Consider the following 20632-nt stretch of genomic DNA (forward strand, 5'->3'; position numbering starts at 1 on the left):
CCAGAGTCCAGTGCACGAAGCTCTGGATTGCTTCGCTTCGCTCGCAATGACGTGGCTGATGCCGTGCGTGTCGCCGCGTTGCGGCGTGTGTCGAACCATGAGCCTGCAAGTGACGAGCGAGCACGACCAACTCCCCTCCCCCTTGCGGGGAGGGGTCGGGGGTGGGGGTCCACAAGGGCTAAGCTTGTGGCAGGCCCCCTCACCCCAGCCCTCTCCCGCAGGCGGGAGAGGGAGTTCGGCTGCGGCGCGGAGTGAAGGTGTTGCATTCCGATCATCCTCATGCCTCCACCGCACGACCCTTGAGCGCGAACAGGCCGCGAGGGCGCTTTTGGATGAACAGGATGATCAGCACCAGGATGGCGATCTTGCCGAGCACGGCGCCGGCGACCGGCTCCAGGAACTTATTGGCGATACCGAGCGAGAACGCGCCGACCAGCGTGCCCCACAGGTTTCCGACGCCGCCGAACACCACCACCATGAAGCTATCGATGATGTAGCTCTGGCCGAGGTTCGGCGAGACGTTGTCGATCTGCGACAGCGCCACACCGGCAATGCCGGCGATGCCGGAGCCAAGCCCGAAGGTCAGCGCATCGACCCGCGACGTGGCAATCCCCATCGACGCCGCCATCCGGCGGTTCTGCGTCACCGCCCGCATCTCCAGGCCGAGCGAGGTGTAGCGCAGCATCGCCAGCAGCAGGGCGAACACCGCCAGCGTGAAGCACAGGATCCACAGCCGATTGTAGGTGATGGTCATCTCACCGAGTTCGAATGCACCGCTCATCCAGCTCGGATTGCCGACCTCGCGATTGGTCGGACCGAACAGCGTGCGAACCGCCTGCTGCAGGATCAGCGACAGGCCCCAGGTGGCGAGCAGCGTTTCCAAAGGACGACCGTAGAGAAAGCGGATCACGGTGCGCTCGATCAGCACGCCGATCGCGCCGGCGACCAGGAAGGCGAGCGGCACCGCGATCAGCAGTGAGTAGTCGAACAGCGCCGGATAGCGGGTGCGGATCGCCTCCTGCACCACGAAGGTGGTGTAGGCGCCGAGCATCACCATCTCGCCATGCGCCATGTTGATCACGCCCATCACCCCGAAGGTGATGGCGAGACCGATCGCGGCGAGCAGCAGCACCGAGCCGAGCGACAGCCCGTACCAAGCATTCTGCGCCATCGACCAGATCGCCAGATTGCGCTCGATCGATGCCTTGGCGCCGGCGATGCCGCTGGCGACGGCCGCGCTCTGGTTCGACGGCGCGCCGGTGAGCAGCGCCATCGCCTCCTGATCGCCGCGCGCCTTGATGGTGGCGACCGCATCCAGCTTGTCGGCATCGGAGGCGCCCTGCTTGAACAGCAGGATCGACGCCCGCGCTTCGGTGAAGGCGCGCTTGGCGGCAGCGTTCTTTTCCGCCTTCAGCGCTGCCTCGACGGTCGGCAGCATGGTCTCGTCGTGCGATTTGAACACCGACTGCGCCGCCTGGATCCGCTTGTCGAGATCCGGCGACAGCAGCGTCAGGCCGGCCATCGCGCCGGCGACGACGCGGCGCAGCTTGTTGTTGAGCCGCACCGCGCTGGCCTTGGCCGGCAGCGCACCGACCGCCTCGCCGGTCGCCGCATTGGCGATCTTGCCGTCGTCGGTCTTGATGAAGGCCGCCTTGCTGTCCGGATCAGCGTAGAGCTTGCCGTCCTGTAGCGCGGTGATGATCACCGCAGCGCGCGGATTGCCGCTGGCGACCAGCTTGCCGATCGCGTCCTCGCTGTCGGAAAAGGAATCTTGGGCGAATTGCGCGATGGCATCCTCATAGGGACCGGCCACTGCGGGCAAGCTCCCCAATGTGGCGAACGCGATCGCGACCGCGGCAAACAGAATGCGCGTCAGATGGATGAGAGGCACTGAAGTATCCCGGCAAGGATGAAGGTGCGTCGGCGGATGGAAAGGGCGGCGCGCACCGGCGTCGCCGCCCTTTCGCTTGTCGGACGTCAGCAGATGACCAGGCGAACCGTCAGGTGCCCTGGCCGCCGCACTTCTTGGTCACGGTGTTGTAGTTACCGCACTTCAGCGTCACCCAGTCACCGATCAGGTCCTTCGAGCCTTCCAGCTCCTTCGACCAGGCGTCGCCCGGCACCAAGCCCGGGGTCTTCCACACCACGTCGAACTGGCCGTCGGCCTTGATCTCGCCGATGAACACCGGCTTGGTGATGTGGTGGTTCGGCAGCATTTCAGAGATGCCGCCGGTCAGGTTCGGCGCCTTGGTGCCCGGCAGCGCGTCGATCACCTTGTCCGGATCGACCGAGCCGGCCTTCTCGACCGCCTTCACCCACATGTTGAAGCCGATCACGTGGGCTTCCATCGGGTCGTTGGTCACGCGCTTCGGATTCTTGGTGTAGGCCTGCCAGTCCTTGATGAACTGCTCGTTCTCGGGGGTCTTGATCGACTGGAAGTAGTTCCAGGCGGCGAGATGGCCGACCAGCGGCTTGGTGTCGATGCCGGCGAGTTCTTCTTCGCCGACCGAGAACGCCACCACCGGAATGTCGGTGGCCTTGATGCCCTGGTTGCCGAGCTCCTTGTAGAACGGCACGTTGGCGTCGCCGTTGATGGTAGACACCACGGCGGTCTTCTTGCCGGCGGAGCCGAACTTCTTGATGTCGGCGACGATGGTCTGCCAGTCCGAGTGGCCGAACGGGGTGTAGTTGATCATGATGTCTTCGGACTTGACGCCCTTCGACTTCAGATAGGCTTCGAGGATCTTGTTGGTGGTGCGCGGATAGACGTAGTCGGTGCCAGCCAGCACCCAGCGCTCGACCTTTTCTTCCTTGGCGAGATAGTCGACCGCCGGGATCGCCTGCTGGTTCGGCGCGGCGCCGGTGTAGAATACGTTGCGCTCGCTCTCCTCGCCTTCGTACTGCACCGGATAGAACAGGATCGAGTTCAGCTCCTTGAACACCGGCAGCACTGACTTGCGCGACACCGAGGTCCAGCAGCCGAACACCACCGAGACCTTGTCCTTGGTGATCAGCTCGCGGGCCTTCTCGGCGAACAGCGGCCAGTTCGACGCCGGATCGACCACCACCGCCTCGAGCTTCTTGCCGAGCACGCCGCCCTTCTTGTTCTGCTCGTCGATCAGAAACAGCACCGTGTCCTTCAGCGTGGTCTCGCTGATCGCCATGGTGCCGGACAGCGAATGCAGCACGCCCACCTTGATGGTGTCGTCCGCAGCCTTGGCCGGCCCGAACGCCGACAGGCCCAGAGCCAGGCCGGCCGCCGCGGCCAGCCAGCTCCGGCGGCTGATCGGGGTCGCTCCGAGTCGCTTGGTTTCAATACGCATGAGGTGTCATCTCCCTGACGCAGACATGATGCGCGGCCCCAACGGCCGTCTGCGGCAAGGAAGATCGCAAGAAGTATGCCATGCCCTCGGATGCGCCTAAGGCGATGATCGGGCGAGACAATTCGGATTAGAGCAAAGTTCGCTATGAGCACGTCAGCCCAATGAATGGGCAGAAGCAATGACCGCACATTGGCCATCCAGCACAACAAATAATCAAATGTTCGCAAGCTGATTAATTATTGCACTTTCCTGCCAATCGCGAAGGAACAGCAATTGGACCTTGAAAGCAGTGCAGCGATGTTCCATATGACTGTGAGAGACCTAGAGAATCATCAGGTCGTTGCGAGCCGCGTGTTCTGATCCCGCGTTCTGTCCTGAACAGCGGTTTCTGGTTCGCCTTTCATCCGATAATAGCCGACGTTCCGGACACGCGAGCGTCTCAGAGTTTCCAAGCGCACCCGACGGGCTCCGTCGGGCGTTTGCTTTCATGATGGAAAGAACCAACCTTTTGACCTCCTTTCAGGAATTCGGCCTCGCCGATCCGATCGCTCGCGCTCTTCAGGAAGAAAACTACCACACCCCCACGCCGATCCAGGCGCAGACTATCCCCCTCGCCCTCGCCGGCCGCGACGTCGTCGGCATTGCCCAGACCGGCACCGGCAAGACCGCCTCGTTCGCGCTGCCGATCCTGCACCGCCTGTTGCAGAACCGGATCAAGCCGGCCTCCAAGACCTGCCGCGTGCTGGTGCTGAGCCCGACCCGCGAGCTCTCCGGCCAGATCCTCGACAGCTTCAATGCCTATGGCCGCCACATCCATCTCAGCGCCGCGCTGGCGATCGGCGGCGTGCCGATGGGCCGCCAGGTTCGCAGCCTGATGGGCGGCGTCGACGTCCTCGTCGCCACTCCGGGCCGCCTGCTCGACCTCGTCCAGGGCAACGCGCTCAAGCTCGCACATGTCGAATTCCTGGTGCTGGACGAAGCCGACCGCATGCTCGACATGGGCTTCATCAACGACATCCGGAAGATCGTCGCCAAGCTGCCGATCAAGCGGCAGACGCTGTTCTTCTCGGCTACCATGCCGAAGGATATCGCCGACCTCGCCGAGCAAATGCTGCGTGACCCTGCCCGCGTGGCGGTGACGCCGGTGTCCTCGACGGTGGAGCGGATCAACCAGCGGGTGATCCAGCTCGACCATTCCGCCAAGCCGGCCGCGCTCGCCCAGATCCTCAAGGACGACAAGGTCAATCAGGCGCTGGTCTTCACCCGCACCAAGCATGGTGCCGACAAGGTGGTGAAGGGCCTCGCCCGGGCCGGTATTACCGCCGACGCGATTCACGGTAACAAGTCGCAGAACTACCGCGAGCGCGTGCTGGCGGCATTCCGCACCGGCGAATTGCGCACCCTGGTAGCGACCGATATCGCCGCGCGCGGTATCGACGTCGACGGCGTGTCGCATGTGGTCAACTTCGATCTGCCGAATATTCCGGAGACCTACGTCCACCGCATCGGCCGCACCGCGCGCGCCGGAGCGGATGGCACTGCAATCTCGCTTTGCGCCGGCGAAGAGATGGCGTATCTGCGCGACATCGAAAAACTGATCAAGGTGTCGTTGCCGAAGGAAGATCGCCGTACCCCGGGCGCCCACGCTGCTCCCACCCCGCCCCCGCATCGCGGCCCCCGTCAAGCGCCCCACGGCCATTCTCCGCGCAATGGCGATGCACCGACGCGGGGAAAGAATCATCGGCGCCGCGGGCCCGCAGCCGGGCCTGCCCGCCAGTCGGACGCCAGCCGCCACGAGGCGGCGCCGCGACCGCAGCACGGTGGCAACGGCGAGGGACTGCAGGGCGTGGCGTTTTTGCAGCGCAAAAACCGTCCGGCGCAGCCGACCGCTCAGCACCGACCGCATCGCTAACGAACAGCCGATCTGGAGATACCGATGGCCAAAGAAGAGCTGATCCAGTTCGAAGGACTGGTGACCGAAATTCTGCCCGACGCGCGCTATCGCGTGCAGCTCGATACCGGACATGAAATCGTCGCCTATACCGCCGGCAAGATGAAGAAGAATCGCATCAAGACGCTGGCCGGCGACCGGGTCACGGTCGAGATGTCACCATACGATCTGGAGAAGGGCCGGCTGATCTTCCGTCATAAGGACGAGCGTCCGGGCGGTCCGCCGCGCAGTGGTCCGCCGCGCGGTCAGTTCCGCCGCCGCTAAGGGCGAGCTGCCTAATAACAAGGCGCTTTGCCGACCCGGCAAAGCGCCCGAAGCCCCATACTTTCCGGAACCGCGAGGCTCAAAAAATCGCGCATGCCAGGATTGTTTTGGGGACAGGCTTCGCATAATATCTGTTAATCGATTTTCGGCCGGACGACATTAGCTATCCACCGGTACAGCCGGTTCAGAACGCTGACGACCCTTCCAAAAATTCGATCTCACCAGCCCACCGAGACAAAGTGGGCATCGACCGTGTCTATATTGAGAAGGGACTACCACCCGTGAGCATGGGAACCGTGAAGTGGTTCAACGCGACCAAGGGCTACGGCTTCATCCAGCCGGATGATGGCGGCAACGACGTGTTCGTGCACATCAGCGCTGTCGAGCGTGCCGGTCTCGGCACCCTGCGCGAGGGCCAGAAGATCAGCTACGAAATCGTCGCCGATCGCCGCTCTGGCAAGTCGTCGGCCGACAATCTGCGCGCTGCAAGCTGAGCAGATTTCGGTTCTGAACCGAATGGGGCCGCGCCAACAGCGCGGCCTCTTTCATTTTGGGCATGCTCGGCGTGAAGGAAGCCGCCGGATCGATCACGGCGAGGCGGAGAGCGTTAGTTCGTCGGGCACATTGTGGTGCCGTACAGCACACAGAGCGATTGCCGAGGCCGCGTGTAGGACTGGTCCGTCAGACTGATGCCAGCCTGTGGAATGAAGTACGCGACCGTCGGCTGATACTGATAGCTGACTTCACTCAGGATCAGATAGGTGTTGGCGACTTTGAGTCCATCCGGAATCGCGATGGTGTCACCCGCCTGCCGCGTCGAGTTCGCCACTGTCGCGGTGGCCGAGCCGCCACTTTGCGTCACCGTCCCCGTCTTGCTCCACTGCACCGTGGCAACCTGGTTCTTGTTGACGAAGATCTCGGTGATCGTCGCTTTGACTGGAGTAGCTGCATACGGGGTCAACACGCCGTAGCTCGCAGCAAACACGTTCTTGAGGTCGTTGTCAGTGACGCTGGTCGCCTGCGACACCAGGTCCGACAAGGTTCGCGCGACCAACGTCACCTTGCGATCGACGGCGATACCGGAAGTGACTTCGACGGTTGCGAGGAACATCACCAGCATCACCGGCACGATGATTGCGAATTCGATCGCGGCCACGCCGCGGCGATCACGTTGCAGCTGCCGCAGCAACACGAGCGATCGAGCAAGAAGAAGACGTTGAAAACTAAAACGCATCGCGCTGCTCGCTCAAGGCTCGTTGCGGAACGCGGCGGTTGCCGACAGCAGTCGCTTACCACCAGCGAGATTCGAGGTGTCGAAACCGAGCCCGGTGACGAACAACGGCCATTGATAGAAGGCGCGAACGACGATGATGTCTCCGGCCTTGCCGATGTTGTACTGCATGTTGTCGACGAACTTCTTGTTGCTGTCGATCGGCGTGGTGATACTGACCGTACCGAAGTCGCTGCCGTAGTTTTGCACGTCGACGCGGACAATACTGCAGTCGAACAAAGAGATGAGACGCTTACAGACCTCGGTCTTGAATTGGTCCTGCGTCATTGAGGCGTCCTGCGCCTGCCGCGTAAAGATCAGCCGCGACGAATCCTGAACCGCGGTCTCCAGTACCTGGCTGGCGAAAAAGATCATTGCCACTTCAATGATCGCGAACAACAACGCGAAAAAAATCGGGGCAACGATCGCAAATTCGACCGCCGCAGAGCCCTTCCGGTTCCGACGAAATTTGCGAGCCATTGCCCGCGCTGGTGAAACGATGGACGGCATCGATCCGTAGCCCTCTTCCGTCAGTCAACCTCTATTCAAGGCAACCTAATCGCAACACATTGTGGAAGTGTTTCGCTGTATTGAAACGAAATGCGACGCGCTGTTAACCGCGCGTCAACCACGACGTTCTGGCCACCAGGGAGCCATCCCGAACAGCCGCCGCAGACTTGGTGTTGGCGGTCCCGACGCGCCACTCGCGTGCTCGTTGAGCCTACCGGTCTGCCCCATGGCGGACCTGAAGTCGCATTCCAATATCCCAGCGTCTCGCGACGCTGTCAGATCCGCGCGCAGTTCTAAGATTCCCAATCGACGCACGATGCCTCCAGTCTAGAGGGTCACATCCGCAATGATCGGGTTGAGCAACATCCAGAGGCTGCTTGATCGGCTTGGCCTGATCCACGCTGACAGAAACCGAATCTCCGTGCCGGCACTCGCAGGCGCCGCCCCCACACGAAGAGCAGCGAAGGAACAAAGAGCATCGCACCAAGACGGCGCGTGAAGCGAATGGACGCCGCACTTAACTCTGGGAGGTTTACGAGCCGACGAAAGCGCCTCCGAGCGGGATCGGCGCCTGACGGTGAACAAGGTGCGGCCGACTGATGAATGAAACGGAAATCAAAACGTAAAGATTTGAAACAGTTTGTCCGATTTTGAAGCAGCTTGCGTAGCAATGGTCCAAACCACGGTATCGCCATGCCGAGAACGGGGCCTTCGCCACTCAATTACTTCAAATTAACAGCACATTTACCCTCCGCCGGAAGTGCCACCGAAACACCTGATGCCCCCATGTTTACGCAATCGAATTAACTGCGCTGCAATTTCCCCCACCTAGGGTTAGCTCCATGGTCACGGTGCTGAGAACGCCGGCCAGACCAAACAGAGTTCGACAGCCACGTGTACATGGAGCTACCCGATGAAGAACATCGTTGCGCGTTTCATCAAGGACGAATCCGGCGCCACCGCGATTGAATACGGCCTGATCGCTGCCGGCATCTCGCTCGCCATCATTGCCGCAGTGCAGGGCCTCGCCGGCAAGCTGAACTCGACCTTCACCAGCGTCCAGAACGCGCTGAAGTAATCGGCAGGTTGGCCGAACAATCAAGGCCCCGGCGTTCCGGGGCCTTTTTTGTTCTTCATCCCTCTCACGATCAGAACTGCAATGCACCGTTCCGATCATATCCAACCGATTCCGGCGCCTGATGGCGCGGTTGCGGCCTCACGCGACACGGCCGCACGGCAGACGGTTTGCGCAGCTCTCGCCCTCGCTGTCGCGGCGGTTCTTATCCAGATCGCTGCGAGGCTGTGGTGAGGACGAACCGCATTTCCCGATCATTCACTTCTGCCATCTAGTTTGGTTTCGAGCCGCAATGGTTCGAGTTGTTCGCAGAGTTCCGACGAGGCCAAGATGATCGCCGACCTGCTTCGCATTTCGCTGTTTCCCGCGTTGATGGCCTTCGCCGCAACCAGCGACTTGCTGACGATGACGATCTCCAACCGGATTTCGCTTTTGCTCGTCGCGGGCTTTCTGGTCTTGGCTCCGCTCACCGGACTCGGTGCCTACGACATCCTGCTGCACTTCGGCGCCGGCGCGTTGGTGCTTGCGGTCGCCTTCGGCTGTTTTGCGATGGGCTGGATCGGAGGCGGCGACGCCAAGGTGGTGGCCGCCGCAGCACTGTGGTTCGGCTTCGACCACCTGCTGGACTACCTGCTGTATGCTTCGCTGTTCGGCGGTGCGCTGACGCTGCTGCTGCTCGGCTTTCGGCAATGGCCCCTGCCCTATCGCCTCGCCTGCCAGGGCTGGGTCCTGCGGCTGCACGACCAGCAAACCGGCATTCCTTACGGCATTGCGCTGGCGATGGGCGCGCTGGTGATCTACCCGCACACCGAATGGATCAAGGCGGTCGATATCGCCCGTTTCACCCTGAGCTGATCGCCTGGGAACTTCCCGTTAACGCGATTTAGATACGCCTCATTAACCATGCTTTGACGAATAGCTGGTCAACTCGCCTCAATGCGGCGGGTGCGCCGCCCGAGTCATGTGGAAAGTGAAGCGTATGAATCCCGCGCGCATTGTCGTGCTGACCATCGCTGTCGGTGCCGGCGGCGTCGCCGCTTATCTGGCCAACAGCACCGGTCCGCAGCCGGGTGCCCCTGCCGCGCCGGTTGCGCAGACCGTCGAGGTTCTGGTCGCCAAGAACGACATTCCGCTCGGTCAAGCCGTGACGCCCGGCGATCTGCAATGGCAGACCTGGCCAGCCGCAACCGCCAGCTCGAACTTCATCCGCCGCGACGTTCACCCCGGCGCCACCACCGATATCGGCGGCTCGATCACCCGCGCGCCCTTCATTGCCGGCGAGCCGATCCGCAGACAGAAGCTGGTCAAAGCCGATGGCTCCAGCTCCGTGCCCGCGATCCTGTCCGCCGACATGCGCGCCATTTCGACTGAGACCGCTCTGGAGCCCGGCGCGACTGGCGCACGACAGAGCGGAACGCTGTCGCTGGCGCCGCTCCTTGCCGATGCGCGGCAGACTGCCTCGAACGACACCACCGAAGCCAAGCGTGGCATCGTCAAAGTGGCGCGCTACGAAATTACCACTCAGGCATCGTTGCAGAGATGATCGGAGAACGGGAGATGACTCGCAATACCGGTCCCCGATTGACCCACTTCTGGCGCGGCACGGCGATCGCCCTGTCCGCAGCCGTGGCTCTGACGCTGATCCCGAGCTGGACCGCGGTGCACGCCAGCGACTACCGTGCGGCGCCTGTCCCGCCGGCATCGTCCGGCCTGAATGCCCAATCGATTTCGCTCGGCATCGGCAAGTCGATGGTGATCGACCTGCCGCGCGACATCAAAGACGTGCTGGTTGCGGATCCGAAAATCGCCAATGCGGTGGTCCGTTCTGCGCAGCGCGCCTACATCATCGGCGCCGCCGTTGGCCAAACCAACATCGTGTTCTTCGATTCCGCCGGCCGGCAGATCGCCGCCTACGACATCGCCGTGACGCGCGACCTCAACGGTCTCCGGACCGCACTCAAGCAGACCTTGCCCAATGCCGAAATCCAGGTCGAAGGCCTCGGCGACGGCGTGATGCTGAACGGCTGGGTGACCTCCCCGATCGACGCGCAGCAGGCGTACGACCTCGCCGTTCGGTTGGTGGGCGAAGATAAGAAGGTCGTCAACAACATCGCGGTCCGCGGCCGCGATCAGGTGATGCTGAAGATCACCGTCGCCGAAGTGCAGCGGGACATCGTCAAGCAGCTCGGCGTCGATCTCAGCGCCAACATGGCCTACGGCACCGCCGTGGTGAACTTCAACAACTCCAATCCATTCACCCAATCTGGCGGTCCGCTGGTTTCGAGCAACGCGCTGACCACGAAATTCGGATCGCTGCCGTCCGTCACCGCAACGCTGCGGGCGATGGAAAGCGCTGGCGTCGTGCGTACCCTCGCCGAGCCAAACCTGACAGCAATCTCCGGCGAGCCGGCGACCTTCCTGGCCGGCGGCGAATTCCCGGTGCCGAGCGGCGTGACCTGCACCAACGGTGTCTGCACTCCGTCGGTGACGTTCAAGAAGTTCGGTATCCTGCTCAACTTCACCCCGGTAGTGATGACCGCAGGCCGGATCAGCCTGAAGGTGATGACCGAGGTCTCCGAGGTGTCGAGCGACAACTCCGTCATCATCAGCAACATGTCGGTGCCGTCGATCAAGACCCGCCGCGTCGAGAGCACGGTGGAAATCCCCTCCGGCGGCTCGCTGGCGATGGCCGGCTTGATCCAGGAGCAGACCAAGCAGGCGATCAATGGCATGCCCGGCGCAGCGCAACTGCCGATCCTCGGCACGCTGTTCCGCAGCCGCGACTACATCAACCGCCAAACCGAGCTGATGGTGCTGGTGACGCCCTATGTGGTGCGCGCCGTGGCGCAGAAGGATCTGTCACGGCCGGACGACGGCTTCGCCGACGCCTCGGATCCGCAGTCCGACCTGCTCGGCAGCATCAACAAGCTCTACGGCGTTCCCGGCCGGACCGAGCCCGCCCGCACCTATCGCGGCCGGTTCGGTTTCATCACCGACTAGGCGGAGCGAGGACAGCACGATGACATTTCCTACCTCCGCCAAAGTGGCTCGCGGCCTCGGTCTTGGGGCCGCGTTGATCGGTTTCTCGCTGTCGCTCGGAGCCTGCACCCATACCAGCCGGGAAGTCGAAGTGACCCAGAGCATTCCGACCGACTATCGGCAGCGCCATCCGATCGCCATCCGGGAAGCTGACCGCACCGTCGAAGTCTTCGTCGGCAACGGCCGCGGCGGGCTCACCCCCGTGCAGCGCGCGGAAGTCGCCGAGCTTGGGCAGACCTGGCTGCGTGAAGGCACCGGCGCGATCATCGCCGAAGTGCCGTCCGACACGCCCAATGCCCGCGCCGCCTCGGACACCATCCGTGAGATTCAGTCGGTGCTCGCGGCCAATGGCGTGCCGGCGCGCGGCGTGACGGTGAAGCACTATCGTCCGGCCGATCCGCGCACGTTCGCGACGATCCGTCTGATCTATCCGAAGGTGACCGCCGTGGCCGGCCCCTGCGGGCTGTGGCCGGAAGATCTCGGTCCGAGCATCAAGAACAAGGGCTATTACGACAATCGCCCGTACTGGAATCTCGGTTGCGCCAACCAGCGCAACCTCGCTGCGATGGTCGAAAATCCCTCCGATCTGGTGCAGCCGCGACCTGAAACACCGCCCTACACCGCTCGTCGCGCGGTCACCTATGACACCTATCGCACGACCAAACCGGACACGAGCGACAAGAGCAAGTTGAGCGGCGTCGGACAATGATCAGTTACTCGCGCCAAAATCAGGACGAACCGGCGACGGCGGCACCGGATGTAGGGCCGGAGGAGCACATCGCGCCAGCGCCGCGCGTCTCGGTTCAAGCGTTCTGCGAGACCGTCGAGACTGCCGCCGCGGTGCAGGCCGCGGGCGAAGACCGTCGTCTCGCAAAAGCACACCTGAAGATCCAAATGGGCGGCGTGGTTGCGGCAATCGAAGCCTACCGATCCGCCCCGACGCCGAACGTCATCGTGCTTGAGACCGACGCACGCAGCGACGTGCTGGCCGGTCTCGACCAGCTCGCGACGGTGTGCGATCCGGGGACGCGGGTGATCGTGATCGGCAAGGTCAACGACGTCACGCTGTACCGCGAGTTGGTCCGCCGCGGCGTCAGTGATTACGCGATCGCGCCGGTGCAGCCGATCGACGTGGTCCGCTCGATCTGCAATCTGTTCTCGGCACCCGAAGCCAAAGCCGTCGGCCGCATCATCGCTGTGGTCGGTGCGAAGGGAGGCGTTGGCGCGTCCACGGTCGCCCACAACGTGGCCTGGGCCATCGCTCGTGACCTGGCGCTCGACTCGGTGGTGGCCGATCTTGATCTCGCGTTCGGCACCGCCGGGCTCGACTACAATCAGGACCCGCCGCAGGGGATCGCCGAGGCGGTGTTTGCCCCCGACCGCGTCGATACCGCCTTCGTCGATCGGCTGCTGTCGAAATGTACCGACCACCTCAGCCTGCTGGCTGCGCCGGCGACACTGGACCGCGTCTACGACTTTGGCGCCGATGCATTCGACTCGGTCTTCGACACGCTCCGCACCACGATGCCGTGCATTGTTCTCGACGTGCCGCATCAATGGACCGGGTGGGCGAAACGGTCCCTCATCACCGCCGATGATATCCTGATCGTCGCGACGCCCGACCTCGCCAACCTGCGCAACACCAAAAACCTGATCGACCTCTTGAAGGGGGCCCGGCCGAACGATCGTCCCCCGCTGTACTGTCTCAATCAGGTCGGGGTGCCGAAGCGGCCCGAAATCTCCACGAGTGAGTTCGCCAAGGCGATCGAGAGCCAGCCGATCGTCTCGATTCCGTTCGAGCCTCAGATCTTCGGTGCGGCCGCCAACAACGGCCAGATGATCGCGGAAATCGCGGCGAACCATAAGACGACGGAGATGTTCCTGCAGATCGCCCAGCGGCTGACGGGACGCGGAGAAGCCAAGAAGCCGAAAGGCTCGTTCCTGGGACCGATTCTGGAGAAGCTGCGGGCCAAGTAGCCTGGTGTTGGAGTATCAAGGTGTTTGGTAAGCGCGGACCGGAAAACGAAGTCAGGGCCCCGAAACCGGCGAGCTTCTCGCCGGAGCCGGCGATGCGCGCCGCTGAACCCAAGCCCGTCGTGTCTTCACCGCCGCTGGCACCGGCACGCGCCCCTTCAGCGCCGCCGGTGGCAGTCGAAACGCGCCGCTCCGAGAACTACTACCAGGTCAAGGCGACGATCTTCGGCGCGCTGATCGAAGCGATCGATCTGGCGCAGCTCGCGAAGCTCGATGGCGAGTCGGCGCGCGAGGAAATCCGCGACATCGTCAACGAAATCATCGCGATCAAGAACATCGTGATGTCGATCGCCGAGCAGGAGGAACTGCTCGACGACATCTGCAACGACGTGCTCGGCTACGGCCCGCTGGAGCCGCTGCTGTCCCGCGACGACATCTCCGACATCATGGTCAACGGCGCCGGCACGGTTTACATCGAAGTCGCCGGCCGGATCCAACGCACCGGCATCCGGTTTCGCGACAATCAGCAGCTCCTCAACATCTGCCAGCGCATCGTCAGTCAGGTCGGCCGGCGCGTGGACGAATCCTCGCCGATCTGCGACGCGCGCCTTGCCGACGGCTCGCGCGTCAACGCCATTGTGCCGCCGCTGGCCATCGACGGCCCCGCCCTCACCATCCGTAAATTCAAAAAGGACAAACTGACGCTCGACCAGTTGGTCAAGTTCGGCGCGATCACGCCGGAGGGCGCTCAGATCCTGCAGATCATCGGCCGGGTCCGCTGCAACGTGCTGATCTCGGGCGGTACCGGCTCGGGCAAGACCACGCTTCTGAACTGCCTGACCAACTATATCGACGACGACGAGCGCATCATCACCTGCGAAGACGCGGCCGAACTGCAACTGCAGCAGCCGCACGTGGTGCGCCTTGAAACCCGACCACCGAATATCGAAGGCGAAGGCCAGATCACGATGCGCGATCTGGTCCGCAACTGTCTGCGTATGCGTCCTGAGCGGATCATCGTCGGCGAAGTCCGCGGACCCGAGGCATTCGACCTGTTGCAGGCGATGAACACCGGCCACGACGGCTCAATGGGCACGCTGCATGCCAATAATCCGCGCGAAGCCCTGTCTCGTTGTGAATCGATGATCACAATGGGCGGCTTCGCACTCCCGTCGCGCACCATCCGCGAGATGATCTGCGCCTCGATCGACGTCATCATCCAAGCGGCGCGCCTGCGTGACGGCTCACGCCGCATCACCCACATCACCGAGGTGATGGGGATGGAAGGTGACACCATCATCACCCAGGACATCTTCGTCTACGACCTGTTGGGCGAGGATGCCAACGGTCACATCGTTGGCCGCCACCGCTCTACCGGCATCGGTCGCCCGCGGTTCTGGGAACGCGCCCGCTATTTCGGCGAAGAGCAGCGACTCGCCGCGGCGCTGGATGCCGCGGAGGTCGTGGTCAATTCATAAGAGGCCGGTGCGATGGAAATGCAAACGCTCGCACTCGGCTTCTTTGCCGCCATCGCGGTCGGTGGTGTGGCATGGGTTTTCGTCTATCCGCTGCTGTCCGGAGAAAAGACTGTCGAACAGCGGCTGACCTTCGTCGCACGCTCCACGCCCACGGTGCGTCAAGCCGATCGCACGCAGCGGTCGCGGCGCGAGCAGATCGAGGGCTCTCTCAAAGAGATCGAGACCCGCAACGAAAAGCAGAAGAACGTCCCGCTGACCGCCAAGCTGTCGCAGGCAGGTCTCGACTGGACTCCCGGCAAGTTCGGCGTGGTTTCGGCGTCGCTCGGCATCTTCATGCTAGGCATCGCGATCATTTTGGGCGCCAGCCTGCCGGCCGCGGCCGGTCTTGGTTTCGCCGCCGGCTTCGGGTTGCCGCGCTGGACCCTCGGCTATCTCAAGCGTCGCCGTGAGAAGAGGTTTCTTGCCGCCCTTCCCGACGCGGTCGACATCATCGTTCGTGGTATCAAGGCCGGCCTGCCGTTGTTCGACTCGATCAAGATGGTGGCCGCGGATTCACCGGAGCCGCTGCGGAGCGAATTCAACGCCATTATCGAAACCCAGGCGATCGGCATGCCGATCGGCGAGGCCTGCGCCCGGCTGTATGAGCGGATGCCGATTCCCGAAGCGAATTTTTTCGGCATCGTGATCTCGATCCAGCAGAAATCGGGCGGCAACCTCTCGGAAGCGCTCGGGAACCTGTCCAAGGTGCTGCGCGATCGCAAGAAGATGGCCGAGAAGATCCAGGCGATGTCGATGGAAGCCAAGGCATCAGCCGCAATCATTGGCTCGCTGCCGATCATCGTGATGATGCTGGTCTATGTGACCACTCCAGACTACATCTCGCTGCTGTGGACACATCCGACCGGTCGCATCCTACTCGCGGCTTCGGCGCTGTGGATGTCGGCGGGCATCTTCGTGATGAAGAAGATGATCAATTTCGACTTCTGAGGGCGGCCATGTTGGATTTTCTGATCGAGAAGTTCCACGACGCGCGATTCATGGCGACGCTGCTCGCGGCGATCGCTGCCAGCGCGACGGTCTACACCCTCGTCACTCCATTTTTCGTAGGCGAGACGCTGGCCAAGCGAATGAAGGCCGTCGGCAGTGAACGCGAACGCCTGCGGCAGCGCGAACGGGATCGCCTTGCCAAAGCCGAGAAGGTGTCGCTACGGCAAGCGCCGAAGAAATTCGTGGCGCGCGTGGTGGAAGACTTCAACCTCGCCAAATGGTTGGCGCAAGAATCCGCTCGCGACAAGCTGGTGATGGCCGGCTACCGCGGCCAGGCGCCCTACGTCACCTTCCTGTTCTTCCGCATGGTGATGCCGATCGCGTTCGGCGCGGCCTCGGCGCTGTACGTGTTCGTCATCGCGAATTTCGACCAGCCGCTGACGATCAAGATCGGCATGTGCGTCGCCGCGATCTTCTTCGGCATGCAGGCGCCGATGCTGTTTCTGAAGAACGCGATTCAGAAGCGTCAATTGTCCATCAAGCGAGCGTTTCCCGACGCACTCGACCTGCTGCTCATCTGCATCGAGTCCGGCATGTCGATCGAAACCGCGTTCCGCCGGGTGTCGATCGAAATCGGGTCGCAGTCGATCCCGCTCGCCGAAGAATTCACCCTGACGACCGCCGAACTGTCCTATCTGCAGGACCGCAAGCAGGCCTACGAGAATCTGGCGCTGCGCACCGGCCTCGACGGCGTAAAGTCGGTTTGTTTGGCGCTGCAGCAGTCAGAGCGTTACGGCACGCCGCTCGGTCAAAGCCTGCGGGTGATGGCGCAAGAAAATCGCGACATGCGGATGAACGAGGCCGAGAAGAAGGCGGCGGCGCTGCCGCCCAAGCTCACCGTGCCGATGATCGTGTTCTTCCTGCCGGTGCTGTTCGTGGTGATCCTCGGCCCGACCGGCATTCGCATCGCGGCGATGCAGTAAGGACCATCCGCTTAAGGGATCAGCTAGCGGCCTGAGGCCAGCACGCCACGGCCTGCCGCACGCGCGGTGTCGTGACCGCTTACCATCTCTTTGAGATAGGCGACGTTGGCGGCCGCCTCATCCGGCGGCAGATCGGCACGAACGATCGACTCCGCTTCGGCGTAGCGCCCCTGCAGGCCGACCACCAGCGCAAGGTTTTGACGCACCCGCGAGTCGGCCCGGCCGTTCGCGTAGGCCTGCCGCAGTGTCTGCTCCGCTTTCGGCAGCTCCTTGGTCAGCACATAAGACATGCCGAGATTCGACAGCACCGAGGGCTCGTCCGGCGCCAGCCGCAACGCGCTGGCGTAGTAACGCCGCGCATCCTCATTGCGTCCCATCTGATCAAGCACGGTGCCCTGCACCGATAAGATGCGCCAGTCCGGATTGTCAGGGCTGTGCGCCCGCGACAGCGTATCGAACGCCAATTGGAAATTGCCGTTGTCGGCGAGCGCGCGGCCGTAGGCCGCCCGCACCGCCTTGTTGCTTGGATTGGCCAGCGAGGCCTTCTCCAGCACCGCGACGGCTTGAGCGCGCTGGCCGATCGCGCGGAGCGCGTTGCCGTAAGCAATCGCGGCGTCGGGATCGTTGGGACGTGACCGGTAGCGGTCACCGGCGATCTCGACCGCGCGGTTCGGATCGGTCGAGGCCTCGTTACGCCCGCCGAGCGAGCCGGTGACATCGGCCATGCCCATGGTCTTGCAACCTGCGAGCGACACCGCCACGCTGACGGTCAGCGCCGCGGACGCGGCAAACCGGGCAAGACAACGCAGGTCGCGCATGGCACCATTACTCACAAAGCCGACAAATTCTGGCCCAGCAATAGAGCGTTAACCCTAATGTTGGGTTAATCCTCCCAGCTATCGGCGCCGCCTTAAGATTCGAAAGAGCCGCAACGCATGCACCCGATCTTCCAGACCGAGCCCACCCCGTCCGCAACGCCAATCCTGTTCGTCACCAAATCAAGCTGGGATGCGGTGCGGGCTGATCTGCCCGAGGCAGCCCAGCGCTTTGCAACGGCGAGCGGCTATAGCGGCAAGCCCGGCCAATTTCTGGCGCTGCCGACTTCGGACGGCGAGATCGGCCACGTGCTGTTCGGTCTCGACGAGCCGGACGCGAAAGGTCACGACCCATTCCGTGCCGGCGCCCTGCCCGGGCTGCTGCCCGCCGGCGTCTATCGGTTCGCCAATGCGCCCCACGATGTGCGGCTCGCGGCCCTCGCCTTCGCGCTCGGCGCCTATAAGTTCGGCCGCTATCGCAAGGCCGAGCCGCCGGCCGTGCGGCTGGTGCCGCCCGATAGCGTCGATGCCGCCGCGATCAGCCGCACAGCAGAAGCCGCGGCACTCGCGCGCGATCTGATCAATACCCCGTCGAACGACATGGGCCCTGCCGAACTCGCCGACGCTGTGGACGCGCTGGCGACGCGCTTCGGCGCGAGCATCAACGTCATCGTCGGTGACGAGCTCGCCACCCAGAACTTCCCGCTGATCCGCGCCGTCGGCATGGCCTCGACCCGCGCGCCGCGGCTGATCGATCTCACCTGGGGCGATCCGTCCCATCCGAAGGTCACGCTGGTCGGCAAGGGCGTGTGCTTCGACACCGGCGGCCTCGATCTGAAGCCGTCGAGCGCGATGCTGATCATGAAGAAGGACATGGGCGGCGCCGCCAACGTCCTGGCGCTGGCCTCGATGATCATGGATGCCGGGTTGAAGCTGCGGCTGCGCGTGCTGATCCCGGCGGTCGAGAACTCCGTCGCCGGCAACGCGATGCGGCCGCTCGACATCTTCCCGTCGCGCAAGGGGCCGACCGTCGAGATCGGCAACACCGATGCCGAAGGCCGGCTGGTGCTCGCCGACGCGCTGGCCTATGCGGACGAGGAAGCGCCAGATCTGCTGATCGATCTCGGCACGTTGACTGGCGCCGCCCGCGTCGCGCTCGGTCCGGACCTGCCGCCCTACTACACCAACGACGAGACGCTGGCGCTCGACGTCGCGCGCCACGCCCGCGCGGAGAACGATCCGCTATGGCGGATGCCGCTGTGGGCCCCGTACGACTCGTGGCTCGACTCCAAAGTCGCGAACATCAACAACGCGCCGTCCGGCGGATTCGCCGGCTCGATCACCTGCGCCCTGTTTCTGCAGCGCTTCGTCGAAGCCGCCAAGAGCTGGCTGCATGTCGACATCTACGGCTGGACCCCGAAGGCCAAGCCCGGTCGCCCCGAAGGCGGCGAATGTCAGGCGGCGCGCGCGATCTTCGCGTTGTTGAGCGAGCGCTATGGCTGATCGAAGGCTGACGCCGGCGCGGCCCGACCTCGCTGCCAAGCATCTCGAAGGCCAAGTCACCGCAGCGCGGTTCGTCGAAGGCGAAGAGTTCGAAGTCAGCTACGGCGTGGCGCCGGTGCGGCGCGAACCGTTTTCCGGCGCGATGCTCGAGACCGAGGCGCTGAAGGGAGAGCGCGTCACGGTGTATGACCGCACCGAAGAAGGCTGGGCCTGGGGTCAGCTGATGACAGACGGCTATGTCGGCTGGCTGCCGGATCTCGCCCTGTACAGGCCCGCCGCAGAACCGACCCACAAGGTCACGGCGCTACGCACCTTTGCGTTCCAAGGTCCCTCGATCAAACTGCCGCCGGCCGAGACGCTGCCGCTCGGCGCGCGGCTGGCGATCGTGCGCGAGGACGCGAACTTCGCAGTGACGCAGGAAGGCTGGTACGTGCCGCGCCAGCACGTCGCTCCACTTGTTGACGTCGAAGCGGATTTCGTCGCCGTCGCCGAGCGCTTCGTCGGCACCCCCTATCTGTGGGGTGGGCGCAGCAGCCTCGGCATCGATTGCTCGGGACTGGTGCAGACCGCGCTGGCGGCCTGCGGGATCGCAGCACCGCGCGACAGCGACATGCAGGAAGCCGCGCTTGGCGCGCCCGTGCCGCTCGCCGAGCAGGCTGCGCTGAAGCGCGGGGATCTGTTATTCTGGAAGGGCCACGTCGCGATCGCACGCGACCATGCCAGCATCGTGCACGCCAATGCTTATCACATGGCAACGGCGATCGAGTCGACGCGGGAGGCGATCGCGCGGATTGCAGCCGCCGGCAGTCCGCTGACTGCGATCAAGCGGCTCGGCTGAAACACTCGCGCAGCCGTGCGCGGTTGAGCGCCAGCCACTGCAAGGCAGTCACCAGCAACGCATTGGTGAATGCGCCGCGGCTGAGCGCCGCCAGGGCCTCGTCGATCGCGACGACGAAAGGCTCGGTGTCCTCGTCTTCTTCCGCCAATCCGGCGCGTTGCAGCACCGCGCTGGAATCGACGTGGCCGACAAAGAAAATGACCTGCTCATCGGTGAGGCCGGGCGTCGGCAGGACACGATAGAGTTCGACGAGCTGCGTCGGCGCCACGCCGATTTCCTCGATACATTCGCGCCGCGCAGCATCCGCATCGCTCTCGTGCGGATCGACCCGGCCGGCAACGATCTCGACCATATCGCCACGCCCGGTGGCGAGATGCGCAGGAAGACGAAACTGCCGGATCAGGACAATCGAATCCCGTGCCAGATCAATCGGGACCACGGCGGCGACGCGGCTGGCACGCAGCACATCGCGGCGCTGCAACAGCGGCGGCTCGCCGTCGCGCCGGATCGACACCTCGAAGCGCTCGTACGCCATGAACCCCTGCCCGATCAGTTCAGGGGCCGACACGGTGACGTTCGCCGCGCGGTCCGCGAGCTGATCAGTTTGGTCACTCTCGCTCAT

20 protein-coding genes are annotated in these 20632 nt (G+C 63.6%); 14 read left to right on the forward strand and 6 right to left on the reverse strand.

Translation table 11 applies throughout. The features are described from left to right. Positions 1–277: 277 nt before the first annotated feature. Positions 278–1891: an urea ABC transporter permease subunit UrtB gene (gene urtB, locus HZF03_RS18540; RefSeq protein WP_119019509.1), complete on the reverse strand. Its 1614-nt coding sequence runs from the start codon at positions 1889–1891 to the stop codon at positions 278–280. A gap of 109 nt (positions 1892–2000) precedes the next feature. Next, entirely contained in the window at positions 2001–3323 is a 1323-nt protein-coding gene (urtA, locus tag HZF03_RS18545) for an urea ABC transporter substrate-binding protein (protein ID WP_107345426.1), read from the reverse strand. 490 nt (positions 3324–3813) lie between these two features. Here urtA and HZF03_RS18550 point away from each other — a divergent pair, with 490 nt between their 5' ends. The 3 genes from HZF03_RS18550 (at position 3814) to HZF03_RS18560 (ending at position 6032) form a co-directional block, all read left to right on the forward strand. Continuing rightward, positions 3814–5235 (forward strand): DEAD/DEAH box helicase, encoded by a 1422-nt coding sequence (locus HZF03_RS18550; RefSeq protein WP_179906335.1) that lies wholly within the window; start codon positions 3814–3816, stop codon positions 5233–5235. Positions 5236–5259: 24 nt separating this feature from the next. Further along, positions 5260–5538 (forward strand): translation initiation factor IF-1, encoded by a 279-nt coding sequence (gene infA / locus HZF03_RS18555; RefSeq protein ID WP_011159210.1) that lies wholly within the window; start codon positions 5260–5262, stop codon positions 5536–5538. Between the two features lie 281 nt (positions 5539–5819). Then, a complete protein-coding gene (locus HZF03_RS18560) occupies positions 5820–6032 on the forward strand; it encodes a cold-shock protein (protein WP_011440687.1) in 213 nt (70 codons plus the stop codon). Positions 6033–6145: 113 nt separating this feature from the next. Here the strand turns inward: HZF03_RS18560 and HZF03_RS18565 are convergent, their stop codons facing one another. After that, positions 6146–6772, reverse strand: a complete 627-nt coding sequence (locus tag HZF03_RS18565; protein ID WP_119019511.1) for a TadE/TadG family type IV pilus assembly protein — start codon at positions 6770–6772, stop codon at positions 6146–6148. A 12-nt stretch (positions 6773–6784) separates the two neighbouring features. Continuing rightward, the gene (locus tag HZF03_RS18570) at positions 6785–7318 is read right to left on the reverse strand and encodes a TadE/TadG family type IV pilus assembly protein (protein WP_011159213.1); all 534 of its coding nucleotides are present in this window, start codon (positions 7316–7318) and stop codon (positions 6785–6787) included. Positions 7319–8231: 913 nt separating this feature from the next. Between HZF03_RS18570 and HZF03_RS18575 the strand changes: the two genes are divergently transcribed. From HZF03_RS18575 to HZF03_RS18615, 9 genes are all read left to right on the forward strand, one after another. After that, entirely contained in the window at positions 8232–8396 is a 165-nt protein-coding gene (locus HZF03_RS18575; protein WP_011159214.1) for a Flp family type IVb pilin, read from the forward strand. Positions 8397–8723: 327 nt separating this feature from the next. Further along, the gene (locus HZF03_RS18580; RefSeq protein ID WP_011159215.1) at positions 8724–9248 is read left to right on the forward strand and encodes an A24 family peptidase; all 525 of its coding nucleotides are present in this window, start codon (positions 8724–8726) and stop codon (positions 9246–9248) included. A gap of 124 nt (positions 9249–9372) precedes the next feature. Continuing rightward, complete coding sequence (gene cpaB / locus HZF03_RS18585) at positions 9373–9936, forward strand: Flp pilus assembly protein CpaB (RefSeq protein WP_338111527.1); 564 nt, start codon at positions 9373–9375, stop codon at positions 9934–9936. Between the two features lie 14 nt (positions 9937–9950). Next, positions 9951–11393: a type II and III secretion system protein family protein gene (locus HZF03_RS18590; RefSeq protein ID WP_011159217.1), complete on the forward strand. Its 1443-nt coding sequence runs from the start codon at positions 9951–9953 to the stop codon at positions 11391–11393. 19 nt (positions 11394–11412) lie between these two features. After that, the gene (locus tag HZF03_RS18595) at positions 11413–12141 is read left to right on the forward strand and encodes a CpaD family pilus assembly protein (protein ID WP_011159218.1); all 729 of its coding nucleotides are present in this window, start codon (positions 11413–11415) and stop codon (positions 12139–12141) included. Next, the gene (locus tag HZF03_RS18600) at positions 12138–13409 is read left to right on the forward strand and encodes a CpaE/TadZ family protein (RefSeq protein ID WP_119019513.1); all 1272 of its coding nucleotides are present in this window, start codon (positions 12138–12140) and stop codon (positions 13407–13409) included. Before HZF03_RS18595 ends, HZF03_RS18600 begins: the two co-directional genes overlap by 4 nt. A 20-nt stretch (positions 13410–13429) precedes the next feature. Then, the gene (locus tag HZF03_RS18605) at positions 13430–14884 is read left to right on the forward strand and encodes a TadA family conjugal transfer-associated ATPase (protein WP_012497088.1); all 1455 of its coding nucleotides are present in this window, start codon (positions 13430–13432) and stop codon (positions 14882–14884) included. Between the two features lie 12 nt (positions 14885–14896). Further along, complete coding sequence (locus HZF03_RS18610) at positions 14897–15871, forward strand: type II secretion system F family protein (protein WP_012497089.1); 975 nt, start codon at positions 14897–14899, stop codon at positions 15869–15871. An 8-nt stretch (positions 15872–15879) separates the two neighbouring features. Further along, positions 15880–16854 carry a type II secretion system F family protein gene (locus tag HZF03_RS18615; protein WP_119019514.1) on the forward strand — a complete coding sequence of 325 codons (975 nt, stop codon included), beginning with the start codon at positions 15880–15882 and terminating at the stop codon, positions 16852–16854. A 23-nt stretch (positions 16855–16877) separates the two neighbouring features. Here HZF03_RS18615 and HZF03_RS18620 read toward each other — a convergent pair whose 3' ends face one another. Then, positions 16878–17672, reverse strand: coding sequence for a tetratricopeptide repeat protein (locus HZF03_RS18620; protein ID WP_119019515.1), 795 nt, complete (start codon positions 17670–17672; stop codon positions 16878–16880). A gap of 117 nt (positions 17673–17789) precedes the next feature. Here HZF03_RS18620 and HZF03_RS18625 point away from each other — a divergent pair, with 117 nt between their 5' ends. Next, the gene (locus HZF03_RS18625) at positions 17790–19172 is read left to right on the forward strand and encodes a leucyl aminopeptidase family protein (protein ID WP_119019516.1); all 1383 of its coding nucleotides are present in this window, start codon (positions 17790–17792) and stop codon (positions 19170–19172) included. Continuing rightward, entirely contained in the window at positions 19165–20010 is an 846-nt protein-coding gene (locus HZF03_RS18630; RefSeq protein ID WP_119019517.1) for a C40 family peptidase, read from the forward strand. The genes HZF03_RS18625 and HZF03_RS18630 overlap by 8 nt, the downstream gene beginning before the upstream one ends. Here HZF03_RS18630 and HZF03_RS18635 read toward each other — a convergent pair. Beyond that, positions 19994–20632, reverse strand: coding sequence for an NUDIX domain-containing protein (locus HZF03_RS18635; RefSeq protein ID WP_119019518.1), 639 nt, complete (start codon positions 20630–20632; stop codon positions 19994–19996). The genes HZF03_RS18630 and HZF03_RS18635 overlap by 17 nt on opposite strands.

The sequence above is a fragment of the Rhodopseudomonas palustris genome, assembly GCF_013415845.1.
GTDB lineage: Bacteria > Pseudomonadota > Alphaproteobacteria > Rhizobiales > Xanthobacteraceae > Rhodopseudomonas > Rhodopseudomonas palustris_F.

What these genes read in the sequence shown, in the direction of transcription:
- urtA (WP_107345426.1), bottom strand. Translation starts at nt 3,323, where the DNA reads ATGCGTATTGAAACCAAGCGACTCGGAGCGACCCCGATCAGCCGCCGG.
- HZF03_RS18550 (WP_179906335.1), top strand. Translation starts at nt 3,814, where the DNA reads ATGGAAAGAACCAACCTTTTGACCTCCTTTCAGGAATTCGGCCTCGCC.
- infA (WP_011159210.1), top strand. Translation starts at nt 5,260, where the DNA reads ATGGCCAAAGAAGAGCTGATCCAGTTCGAAGGACTGGTGACCGAAATT.
- HZF03_RS18565 (WP_119019511.1), bottom strand. Translation starts at nt 6,772, where the DNA reads ATGCGTTTTAGTTTTCAACGTCTTCTTCTTGCTCGATCGCTCGTGTTG.
- HZF03_RS18570 (WP_011159213.1), bottom strand. Translation starts at nt 7,318, where the DNA reads ATGCCGTCCATCGTTTCACCAGCGCGGGCAATGGCTCGCAAATTTCGT.
- HZF03_RS18575 (WP_011159214.1), top strand. Translation starts at nt 8,232, where the DNA reads ATGAAGAACATCGTTGCGCGTTTCATCAAGGACGAATCCGGCGCCACC.
- HZF03_RS18580 (WP_011159215.1), top strand. Translation starts at nt 8,724, where the DNA reads ATGATCGCCGACCTGCTTCGCATTTCGCTGTTTCCCGCGTTGATGGCC.
- cpaB (WP_338111527.1), top strand. Translation starts at nt 9,373, where the DNA reads ATGAATCCCGCGCGCATTGTCGTGCTGACCATCGCTGTCGGTGCCGGC.
- HZF03_RS18590 (WP_011159217.1), top strand. Translation starts at nt 9,951, where the DNA reads ATGACTCGCAATACCGGTCCCCGATTGACCCACTTCTGGCGCGGCACG.
- HZF03_RS18595 (WP_011159218.1), top strand. Translation starts at nt 11,413, where the DNA reads ATGACATTTCCTACCTCCGCCAAAGTGGCTCGCGGCCTCGGTCTTGGG.
- HZF03_RS18600 (WP_119019513.1), top strand. Translation starts at nt 12,138, where the DNA reads ATGATCAGTTACTCGCGCCAAAATCAGGACGAACCGGCGACGGCGGCA.
- HZF03_RS18610 (WP_012497089.1), top strand. Translation starts at nt 14,897, where the DNA reads ATGGAAATGCAAACGCTCGCACTCGGCTTCTTTGCCGCCATCGCGGTC.
- HZF03_RS18615 (WP_119019514.1), top strand. Translation starts at nt 15,880, where the DNA reads ATGTTGGATTTTCTGATCGAGAAGTTCCACGACGCGCGATTCATGGCG.
- HZF03_RS18620 (WP_119019515.1), bottom strand. Translation starts at nt 17,672, where the DNA reads ATGCGCGACCTGCGTTGTCTTGCCCGGTTTGCCGCGTCCGCGGCGCTG.
- HZF03_RS18625 (WP_119019516.1), top strand. Translation starts at nt 17,790, where the DNA reads ATGCACCCGATCTTCCAGACCGAGCCCACCCCGTCCGCAACGCCAATC.
- HZF03_RS18630 (WP_119019517.1), top strand. Translation starts at nt 19,165, where the DNA reads ATGGCTGATCGAAGGCTGACGCCGGCGCGGCCCGACCTCGCTGCCAAG.
- HZF03_RS18635 (WP_119019518.1), bottom strand. Translation starts at nt 20,632, where the DNA reads ATGAGCGAGAGTGACCAAACTGATCAGCTCGCGGACCGCGCGGCGAAC.